The organism is Bartonella sp. AD328YNZD, from assembly GCF_042196425.1.
On sequence record NZ_JBHIQG010000062.1, the window covers coordinates 1 to 10,372 of the forward strand.

The window sequence follows — 10,372 nt, forward strand, 5'->3', positions numbered from 1 at the left end:
GTTTTTACGCGGCTTTGATGATGGCCGTGGTTTAGATGGTGGTAGAAAATTTGCAGATAAACAACAAGATAGCATAAGATCGCATACGCATATTGGGACCATTGAAGAAGCAGGCGAGCATGCACACAGTTTTGAGTATAAAACAGTAGGATGGCCCGTTGGTGATATTGGAAGACTACCAAATCATTATACCTATAATGCGACCCTGAAAGGGACAACAGCTTCTGCTGGTGCACATACACACAAGATCACTCTTTCCCATACGGGTGAAACAGAAACGCGCCCTGTTAATGCAACTGTTGTCTATGCTATAAAATCATGAGTATGATCTGCTCATAAATAATCTATACACTTTGATAATTTTGTTAACGCGGAGCAATTCCGCGTTATTTTTTATGTATGTGAAGAGGAAATCTATACTCTTTATACAATACTTGAGAGAGTTAAAAAATAATTTTAAATGATTGGAGGGAAGAGTTAAGGATATAATTTATTATAATTGTATGATTATGAAGAGAAAATATGTAAAAATTATTTTAAATTTGCCATTAAATGATCTGGAGATACATCTTTTCATCAGGTGTTTTGATAGGGGCTAAAGTGATACAATTACTCAATCTGAGGCATGAAAAAGTGCAACATTTGTAGCGTTTTATTACAAAAACAGTATATCTTTGTATCAGCGAATTGATCTCATAAAGAGATTTCTCATCTCTTTATCAATTTTATTTCTTTGCAATGCTATGATGTAGGTTATATTTGTAAATTGTATACTCCTTGAGTGAAATTATCGTTATACTTTCTTTTCATCTCTATATTACGCATTGTTTTTGCGTTAAGGGGACGACAAGAAGCGTTATTGAATTTATTTTAAATATTTTATTCAATAGTTTAATTCTTTTGATGTACCAATAAACAATTTTTCTAATAGAGGAAGAAAAATAAAAATATGATTATATTTAATGTTTTTATTGACTACAGAGATAGATAAAGAATCAATATAAAAAAAGATAAAGAAAAAGCATATATGTTATGAGAAAAAATAACGCCGTTAAAGCAACAAATAAATCTTTTACAGATTGTTAAGAGGTACTTAATTTTTATCTAGTCCCTAGAAAATATAAATAATCCATGTAATTATTATGACAAAGGTATTTGTATGTATTTCTGGATCATTTTTATTAAAGACAAGAGTGATAGAAAGAGCGAGGAAAATACATATTTATGTCGTATAAACTTGCATTATATAAAATTATGATAGCAAAACAAAATCTCAAATATTTTTAGTACGTAAAATCTTGAAAGATTTTAAATAGATAGTTTTTTCCAAAAATATCTTTGATGTGAGCGGAAGACGTTAAATGATAGAAAGGAGTTCATTAAAAATAAAATAGAATCTTGAATATTTGCGTACTTTATTGTGCTAAGTACATTAATTTTTAGATTGAAGCTGACTGCTTTAGGATCTAAATTCATAAGAGGATGCTGTTTGAGGGAGTATAAAAGGGATATCTTCTTTAGGTAATTCAGAAACGTTTAAGGAACAATGATAAACATCGCGTAGATTTTGTGTTGTCAAAACATTAGTCGCATTTCCTTCGCAATAAATCTCTCCTTCCTTTAGCAAGATCATGCTATCTGCATAATGTGCTGCGAGATTGAGATCATGAAGAACAGCGAGAACGCCACCACCAGAATGGGTAAATTGTTTAGCGATATCCATAACGATAATTTGATGTTGAATATCAAGGCTAGCAATAGGTTCATCTAATATCATCCAACGAGGAATTCCATTATAAATGGGTTTCCAGATTTGGCAAAGAACACGAGCAAGTTGTACGCGTGCTTGTTCTCCACCTGATAATTGGTGATAATATAGGTTACCATAATCAGAAAGGTCAACGCGATCTAAAGCTTTCTGGATAAGATTTTGTAACTCGGTTTTGGCAATGGTGAGTTGGTTTACAGAAAGGCCAAGTCTTACAACTTCATGGACTAAGAATGGAAAGACAAGCGTTGTTGATTGTGGGAGCACAGCGCGCATTTTTGCCATTTCATAAGTTTTTGTTTGGCGCACATCATAACCATTTAAGGTTATTTTCCCACTGTAAGGAATTTCCCCACTCAGTGCTTTGACAAAAGTACTTTTTCCCGATCCATTAGGACCAATTATGATGGTAAAAGCACCACTTTTAGCTTGAAGATTAATGTGATTGAGAATCTGTTTTTTTCCGCGCTGAACGCAAATATTTGTTGCTTCAATCATGAAAAGGCAGTCCCTCGTTTGCATATAAGGATCCACAGGAAGAAGGGGGCACCAAAAAGCGCTGTTACAATTCCAATTGGTAATTCCGCGGGGGCAACAATTAAACGTGCAAACGTATCAGCAAAAATAAGTAAAGATGCTCCCAAGAGAGCAGAGTAAGGAATAAGATAGCGGTGATCAGGACCAATGATCTGACGTAAAATATGAGGAACAATAATACCAATAAAACCAATACCACCACTGACAGCAACTGCACTACCACACATAAGAGCAACGAGGGGAATTGCAATATTCTTAACGCGTTGAATATGGAAACCGATATGGCCAGCAACAGCTTCTCCAAGCGCAAGAGCATTAAGTGCTCGTGATAAAAAGGGAGAAAAAAGAAGACCAATAAAAATGAAAGGGAGAACGAGCCATACTTTCCACCATGTCGCGCCCGCAAGAGAGCCAAGACTCCAAAAAGTGATATCGCGTAATTGTTGGTCATTTGCAATAAAAATCAATGTTCCAACAACTGCACCGCTTAATGCACCAAGAGCAATACCGGCAAGTAGCATAGTTGCAATAGAGGTAAAGTTATGATGCGTCGCTATTATGTAGAGAACAATCGTTGATAAAAGTCCACCCAAAAAAGCACCCATGATAACTTTGTAAGGCTCTAGAAAAGGCGCAAATGAAACAGGAAAAGCAAAACCTAAAACAATTGCTAAAACGGCACCAAGACCAGCTCCTGCTGATACACCTATAATTCCAGGATCTGCAAGAGGATTACGGAAAAGTCCTTGCATCATAACACCAGAGACAGCCAAAGCAGCCCCGATCAATAATCCTAGGATAACGCGAGGAAGCCTTATATCGATAAATATAAGATAATCACGTGTTTTACTACTTACAGAAAATTCTTGCGTAAACATGATATTAAGAAAATCAAAGAAAGAAGTATTTGAAGCACCATTTAAAAGTCCGCCCAAAATACTCAAGATAAGGAACATTATTAGACCTAATAAGAGTATTGTTCTCAAATTTTTACGATTCATTTTTTTATTTTTTTTTGTTTCAGATGCATAAACCATAGATGGATTCTCTACCAATTTTATCCGTTTTTACCATTTTAGTTTGCACCATAAAGCATATGAATAAGTTCTCTTGATGCGTCTGCAGTACGTGGACCAAATCCTAAAAGGTACATAGCATCCATTTGTTTAATAGCATGATTTTTTGCTGCAGTTGTTGCTTGGATAGCTGGTATAGCTAAAACCTTTTCAAGATTAATGGATTTCTCACCGTGTTTTATAAGTAAAATAACATCAGGATTCGCTTTCAATAACGCTTCGTTATTGAGAAGTTTATAGCCTTTATAATCAGTAATAGCATTGATCCCACCTGAAAGTTTTATGATACCATCTGCTGCTGTATCTGTTCCAGATGCCATAACGCGCCCATTTTGTACCGACAAAATAAAAAGGACACGCTTTGGTTTCGTTACTTTTGCCAAAAGAGCATCATTATCTACAAAATCACGGCTCACTTTTTGAATTAATACAGCAGCTTGTGCTTCACGATGGATGGCTTTTCCAACAAGACGAATTTTTTCTATCACACTTTCTCGAGAATAATTTTCTGGTATGATCACGATAGGAATTGATGTTTTTTTGAGAATTTCAATTGTTGAAGCAGGACCGCTTCCTTCAACGAGTAAGATACCTTCTGGAGCAAGAGATAAAACACCTTCAGGTGAAAGAGCACGCATATAACCAAGCACAGGAAGTTTGAGGGCTTCTTTTGGATAAACGCTTGTACTATCACGGGCAACAAGTTGATCTTGCGCTCCTAATGCATAAACAATTTCCGTAAGAGAGCCGCCAATAGAGACAATTCGCGCATTTTCAGAAAAATATGTGGTAGGTTCAGCGATGGCGCGCTGAGAAAAGAAGCTAAAAGAAAGAAGTATAAAAAGAAGAAAAAACCTTAATTGTCTGCACAAAAGAAGAGTCAGCATATTGTATCTTTCTAAGCGACAACTGATTCTTGATATGGAGGAAGAGACTTCAATAAAGAACGCCAATCCTCACGCTCTTTTTGACCCTCTTTGCGCATGCCAAAGAACTGAACAATCATTTCATCATTTTTATCGAAAACTTCAAGTGAACTGACATAACCATCACTGATAGGCTTGCGAACATGCCATACACTAGCAATCCCAGATGTGAGTAAATGGAGATCAAACTTTGGATCAAGAACATTAAGCCAAGGCCCCATTTGCTTAATATTTTTTACAGTCCCACTAAAAATTTGAACACATCCCTTATTACCAACAAAGCACATAATTGGCAGTTCTTGTCGTGCGACTTGGTTAAGCATCATTTCAACAGCTTCTACTTGTAATTCATCCGCAAATTCACTGCCAACATATTTTACAGCATGATGTCGATTAATCTTAAATTCGGAAATAATTTTATGAAGTTGGTGTACATCTGTCATTTTCCGCCAACGATCCCGAAAACTCTCAATATCCAATTCTGTTATGTCACACTGGGCTGGGAGAGAAACGGGAATAATGTTAAGAACAGGAGACTGATCTTCAAGAAGGAGCTTTTCAACAAGTTTATTCCATTCTTCCATATTTGTCATATCTTTAGAATAGATTTTTAGAATAGCAACGCCATGATGATCAAAGAATTGTAGACTTTTTGTAGGTTTTCCAAGAACAATGACATCATACTCAAAACCGAACTTCCATTGTTTTGCAAAAATACGTAAATCAATTTCACCAAGTGTTATAGGAACATGTTGGTTTTGAACAATTTTTTCAAAACACCCTGTTATTTCGTGAACGGCATGTTCATTGCGCGTTAATGTCATGACTGTTCCAAGCCGAGGAGCATTTTCTAAGAGAGTAGCAACATCAATTTGTAGCCTTTTTGCTTTTCCAATTGTACAATAGGCTGCAAGAAGTTCCGCTTCAGATATACCAATAGAAACCGCAAAATCACGGTTTCGCATTTCTTTTTTTTCTTCACGCAAACGAATAATCATTTCAGCTGTATGTGCCATGGATTTTACCTTATGTTACTGACCCAAGAACTAACTTTTAAATTTTATAATTCCTAGGCAATAGATTGAACTCTTAAAGAGTTCAATCTATCACAAAATATGCCTCTATCACCAATAGCAAAACAGTCAAAAAATGATAAAATAGAAAGAATTAAAATCGCTCTATCAAACCTTTATAATTTTAAAGATATTTGAAAATAGAAACACAAATAATTTATCCTTTTATCGATATGATTTTCTATTGACCTAATAGTTAATAGAAGCGATTAGAACTTTTGTACGAACGACACCTTAAAGTTACGACCAGGCTGGCTATAATAATCCTTCGGTGTTGAACTTTTACCAGAAGGAAGACTCGACGCATTCCAATATTTTGTATTGAAAAGATTATAAACACCAGCTCTTAGAACAGGTCCCGTTTCACCGAATGGCTTCCACCACCCTGTCATATCAACGACATGATACCCTGGAATTTTTTGGTAGTCAGACCCCTTAGCGACTTTGTCACGTTTGGCTGCCAAAGTAAAGATAATATCGCTTCCCCAAATCTCTTTTGCATATCCTAATCCGATAACGGCTTTCAAAGGGGGAATTGAGTTAAGGTATTCATTTTTATCAAGGTCTTTTCCTTGGGAGTAAGCAAAAGCAACATTGCTATGAAAACCATTTTTAAGAACTAAATGCGCTTTTGTTTCAAAACCAAAAATTTGTACGCGCGAACGATTCATGTAATGCCGACGCGCAAACCTAAATTCTTCTGAGGGCCCTCTATCCTCGGTATCTATGAAATTCTTATATTGATTGATAAAGGCATTGAAAGAACCACCGAAATTTACATTTCCATACCGAAGACCAACATCATACCCATTGCTTGTCTCTGGTTGAAGATCAGGATTTCCTTTCACATAATAAGCAGAAGGTTTGATATAAGAGACGTAAAGTTCCGAAACACGTGGTGCACGAAAAGCTTGTGCCCACTGAGCATAGAGCGTTATTTGATTCCGAATATCCCATTCCATGCGCAATTTAGGAGAAAAGCGCGATCCAGCCCTTTCCGGAGGGAATCTATCAGAAATTAGTGCTTCTTCATAAGCAGATGTTTTTTGAGGAACATATTTGTACCAATCATACCGAATTCCTGGTGTTACACGAAAACGATTATCAACCGAACCAATTTCATCTTCAAAAACAAAACCTAAATTGTAACCATTGGTGTCTGGTGAATCCGACCGATTAGCAGGAACAAAAAGACATCCTCGAGCGTATTCTTTTACATGACAATTGTCTTTACCTAACAAATAGTGATGAAATTTAGATGACGAAACATTAGTTGCAAACTTTAACGTATGGTTTATAGTGCCAAAGTCCATTTCTTTAAGTGCATCAGCATTGAAGCCATAATTGATATTACGCAAGAAATTATCTCTTAAATAATCTCCTTTGGGGGCTGAAACACGAACGCCAGTCATAACGTAACGACTTGATTGCCTTTGCCAATAAAGTACCCCATTAAACGCATCAAGAACCGCATCACCATTACCATTATAATTATAAGAAAGAGAAAACCGCTCACGAAGCTTATTATCCCGCTCATAAACGGAACCTGGAGCATATCTTTTAGACGCATTTAATTCATGTGTGTTACTCTTATGACCAAAACGCTCTGCGGTAAAACCAAGCCGGTGATTATCACTCAAATATTGATGAATTTTAAAAAGCAAGTTATTTTTATCAAAGTTTGAAGGGTTTTTACGTGTACGTTCTTCATATCCTCCCACCGTTCCCATATTTTTTCGCTCATGACCATTTACATATGATCCTTGGAAAAGCAAAAATGTCTGGTAATTACGTACAGCAAAAGCTTGATCGATGCGCCAGCTGTTATCAACAGAGTGATAACCACCTTTTATAAGGCTTCCCCAATTCTTTCCTTCCACAATAAGGTCTTCAGGATTAAGGGTACGCAATGCAATGATTCCCCCTAAGGCGCCAGAACCATAAAGACTAGAATCTGATCCTTGAATAGTATCAAACGTAGAAAGAGCATTGAAGTCAAAAGTTGTGTTTCCACCTCCACCACGGAATATATCATTAAACCATGGAAGAGAAATACCATCCATTGTCGTAAGAACACGATTTGCATCTAAGCCACGAACAACAAAACTGTTATTTTCTGAATTATAGGATACGGAAGGATTAAGACGATTAACGTCATAAACATCACTTATTTGTTTTTCATCAATATTTTTATCGGTTTTACGATCAGTTAGAATGGTTATTGAATTTGAAGTATCCTCTATCTTTTTTCCTTTAATAAGGATTGGTTTAAGCTCAGTTACAACATTCTTCTCGCTATTTTGTGCAAAAACAAATGAAGGTATACAGACTGACAGCGCACCTAAAATCATGCAGCTTTTATGGATATTTTCTCGTCTTATTCGCATAACACATTATAACCTTTTTTTAAACATCCCCTCTCTCAGTTTAAAGTTTTACCTATAAAAATGCTTGATTTAACCCTATCATAAATTAGCCAACCAAGCAGGAATGATTTAAAAAGATAAAATCATAGTAGAGACCATATTAAACATGATAAAATCAGTCAAGAAAAAAGTTGCAATTTCAAAATAGCCTGTTTTAATGAGATGAAATACTCAATAATTGCACTTCAGAGAAAGTGCGGCGGAAGAAACTATGAGCTTTACAAATATGAGGCAGTTATCAATTCTTTGGATTGGTGCATTTGTTGGCGCTCTTTCTTTGCATATAGCATTGGGAGCACAGTTTTATTTTCGAAATACTGGTGTGAATAATGGTATGCTCCCGTCGACGGTTATGCTAACTCTTGCCCAAGAGGCTCTATATCTTGATGTTGATATAGATTCGTCGAATCCAGATCGTGATATAGATTTATCAAGTGTCAGCACAGAACCAGAACGATTGCAGCCAGATCTTGTAGAGCAAGAGCCAGAGATATTGGAAACAGTGGAGGAAGGTCAACCGGAAGATCTCCAACATACTGTAGAAAAAGATGATTTTGCAGTAAAATCTCTGGAAGAATCTCTTCCTCAGAAAGTAGAAGATACAATATTAAAAAAAAAAGCGATACCGGTACCAAAAGCAGTTGTGAAACTGCCGTCTGCAAAGGCTATGCGTTCATCTACCGCTAGACAGAGCGGCAGGACAGCTGCGCTTGAAGATATATTGTTAATGGAGTGGTTAGCAAAGGTACAGTCACAATTAGAAAAGCAAAAAAATTATGTTGTGGGACAGCGTACCAGTTGGGTAAAAGGAACGGTTAAGTTAGAATTTAAGGTGCATAAGCAGGGGAATATTTTTGCTAGCCGTGTTGTCACTTCTGCTGGAGATCCAGAACTTGATCGATTAGCTATGGCAGCACTTCAACGCGTTGGTTCTTTTCCTCCCCCTCCACCATCAAAAGTGAATAAAACAATCAGAGTATCTTTGATATTTAGCTAATTTTTATGGAGGCTATTCGGATAATATATTGATTTATAATGATTTGTTTATCATTTAAATGAAAGAGCTAAGATAGTTTTTCTAAATCTTTTTGACATTTAAGCAATCAAAATCATTCGTTTAACTTATGACACAAGTAGGGAGCATGGGCATAAAAACTTAAAAAACAGTGAACATACCTCTTATGAATACTCTAAATGAAAGAGTTGTTACGACATTGGGAGTTAGGGGATGAGAGGGCTATAGCTTTTATGAAGTAAAGGTAATGGGCTTATCTAATAGATTTTTATACCATTTATAATAGGATATTTAAAAGCATAATGCATTGATTTATAAAGATAATTATCGTTGTCCATATTGAATTTAGAACCTTGAGTTGCATCAGATTCTCTCATTTCAAATCTGTGTATGTTGAATCAATATCACTTTCTTGCACATCACAAGTGGGAGTGAGTATGGGGATAAAACTGTATACGAAAGGACTAAAAATGGTTCTTATGAATCGTCTTAATGTCAATATGTTGTCGCAATACCCACGATCTGGCAAAGTGTGTGATAGTACCGGCTTGCTTTTCCATAAGCATAAAGATGGAGGTGCTCAATGAATTTACCATTATACCATTTACGAGCGCTAGCGTGAAAGAGGCTTGGGTGCCTTGAGAGATGTTTCTTTAAAACAAGCGCATGAAACTGTAACCCAATGACGTTCTGTTTTACGTGAAGGGCGTTCGCCCATTAAAAGACTCTTCAACTATACCATTATGAAATAGACTTAGAAACCTTTAAATTAAAACAAAAACATAAATAAGAAACACATACGATTTGGGCTTTAGGATGTTCTGTTTTGTGTGAAGGATGGCAGCTCATATGTAAAAATGAGAAAAACGAAAGGCAATACTTAAATCTTCATTTTTTTAAAGATCTTGTTATCGACATGTTCGAAAGTCGTAAAGCCGAACGTAAGGAGAAGGGCAAGAAGCTATTTTTACCTTTAAGGTTTTCTAGCTCAATGAGTCTGTTTTTCTGCTCCAGAAGATATACACAATAATGCGCCCCTATTGGGTATAGAAATATTGTAAGCAGAAAAAACACCCTCAAAACATGCCATTTTAAAATATTTGAATGTTGATTAAATAAGCAATAATAAAAGGATGCGTTATTCGTTTTAGTCTTTTTACATTGATAAGCTCTATAATATTATCGTTTATGTGTTGAGAGGGATTAAATGATTTATACAACATTATGATTTATAATAAATAATTTATTATTTTGTATTTGAAATTCGAGCCTCGAATAGCTTAGAATTTTTCCATTTCAACTCTACTGATTTCCATTTCAACTCTACTGATACTGAATCAATTAAAATCACTTACTTGCACGTCAAGAGTGAGGCTATAGGTGGATACTCTTTAGGGAGGAATAAAAATGCCTCTTAAGAACGCAATACTATTTGGAAAGTTAAGGCAAATTATTTTTATCGACCAGAAAGTAGGTCGGTTTTTATATCTATTTTCCCAGTGAGTCTCGCTTTGTAAACACCGTAATTTTCCATGACACACATCACGTAAT

The 10,372-nt window shown here is 35.8% G+C and carries 6 protein-coding genes and 2 pseudogenes; 3 read left to right on the plus strand and 5 right to left on the minus strand.

The features are described from left to right. Positions 1-322: pseudogene (locus ACFIO3_RS04695) on the plus strand (phage tail protein); the annotation flags it as partial. A gap of 1,137 nt (positions 323-1,459) precedes the next feature. Here ACFIO3_RS04695 and ACFIO3_RS04700 read toward each other — a convergent pair. The 5 genes from ACFIO3_RS04700 to ACFIO3_RS04720 all read right to left on the minus strand — a co-directional run bounded on the left by ACFIO3_RS04700 (position 1,460) and on the right by ACFIO3_RS04720 (position 7,767). Continuing rightward, complete coding sequence (locus tag ACFIO3_RS04700; protein ID WP_375607733.1) at positions 1,460-2,266, minus strand: heme ABC transporter ATP-binding protein; 807 nt, start codon at positions 2,264-2,266, stop codon at positions 1,460-1,462. Continuing rightward, positions 2,263-3,342, minus strand: a complete 1,080-nt coding sequence (locus ACFIO3_RS04705) for a FecCD family ABC transporter permease (RefSeq protein WP_375607732.1) — start codon at positions 3,340-3,342, stop codon at positions 2,263-2,265. Before ACFIO3_RS04705 ends, ACFIO3_RS04700 begins: the two co-directional genes overlap by 4 nt. Positions 3,343-3,380: 38 nt before the next feature. Beyond that, positions 3,381-4,268 (minus strand): hemin ABC transporter substrate-binding protein, encoded by an 888-nt coding sequence (locus tag ACFIO3_RS04710; RefSeq protein WP_375607731.1) that lies wholly within the window; start codon positions 4,266-4,268, stop codon positions 3,381-3,383. 11 nt (positions 4,269-4,279) lie between these two features. Then, on the minus strand, positions 4,280-5,323 hold the full coding sequence (locus tag ACFIO3_RS04715; RefSeq protein WP_375607730.1) for a hemin-degrading factor: 1,044 nt from the start codon (positions 5,321-5,323) through the stop codon (positions 4,280-4,282). Positions 5,324-5,589: 266 nt separating this feature from the next. Then, positions 5,590-7,767, minus strand: a complete 2,178-nt coding sequence (locus tag ACFIO3_RS04720; RefSeq protein ID WP_375607729.1) for a TonB-dependent hemoglobin/transferrin/lactoferrin family receptor — start codon at positions 7,765-7,767, stop codon at positions 5,590-5,592. A gap of 250 nt (positions 7,768-8,017) precedes the next feature. On the opposite strand from ACFIO3_RS04720, the gene ACFIO3_RS04725 reads away from it, so the two are divergent. Both ACFIO3_RS04725 and ACFIO3_RS04730 read left to right on the plus strand, forming a co-directional pair. Next, positions 8,018-8,803 carry an energy transducer TonB gene (locus ACFIO3_RS04725; protein ID WP_375607728.1) on the plus strand — a complete coding sequence of 262 codons (786 nt, stop codon included), beginning with the start codon at positions 8,018-8,020 and terminating at the stop codon, positions 8,801-8,803. Between the two features lie 488 nt (positions 8,804-9,291). Beyond that, positions 9,292-9,504 (plus strand): annotated as a pseudogene (locus ACFIO3_RS04730) (integrase); the annotation flags it as partial. Positions 9,505-10,372 lie beyond the last annotated feature (868 nt).

What these genes read in the sequence shown, in the direction of transcription:
- ACFIO3_RS04725 (WP_375607728.1), top strand. Translation starts at nt 8,018, where the DNA reads ATGAGCTTTACAAATATGAGGCAGTTATCAATTCTTTGGATTGGTGCA.
- ACFIO3_RS04705 (WP_375607732.1), bottom strand. Translation starts at nt 3,342, where the DNA reads ATGGTTTATGCATCTGAAACAAAAAAAAATAAAAAAATGAATCGTAAA.
- ACFIO3_RS04715 (WP_375607730.1), bottom strand. Translation starts at nt 5,323, where the DNA reads ATGGCACATACAGCTGAAATGATTATTCGTTTGCGTGAAGAAAAAAAA.
- ACFIO3_RS04710 (WP_375607731.1), bottom strand. Translation starts at nt 4,268, where the DNA reads ATGCTGACTCTTCTTTTGTGCAGACAATTAAGGTTTTTTCTTCTTTTT.
- ACFIO3_RS04700 (WP_375607733.1), bottom strand. Translation starts at nt 2,266, where the DNA reads ATGATTGAAGCAACAAATATTTGCGTTCAGCGCGGAAAAAAACAGATT.
- ACFIO3_RS04720 (WP_375607729.1), bottom strand. Translation starts at nt 7,767, where the DNA reads ATGCGAATAAGACGAGAAAATATCCATAAAAGCTGCATGATTTTAGGT.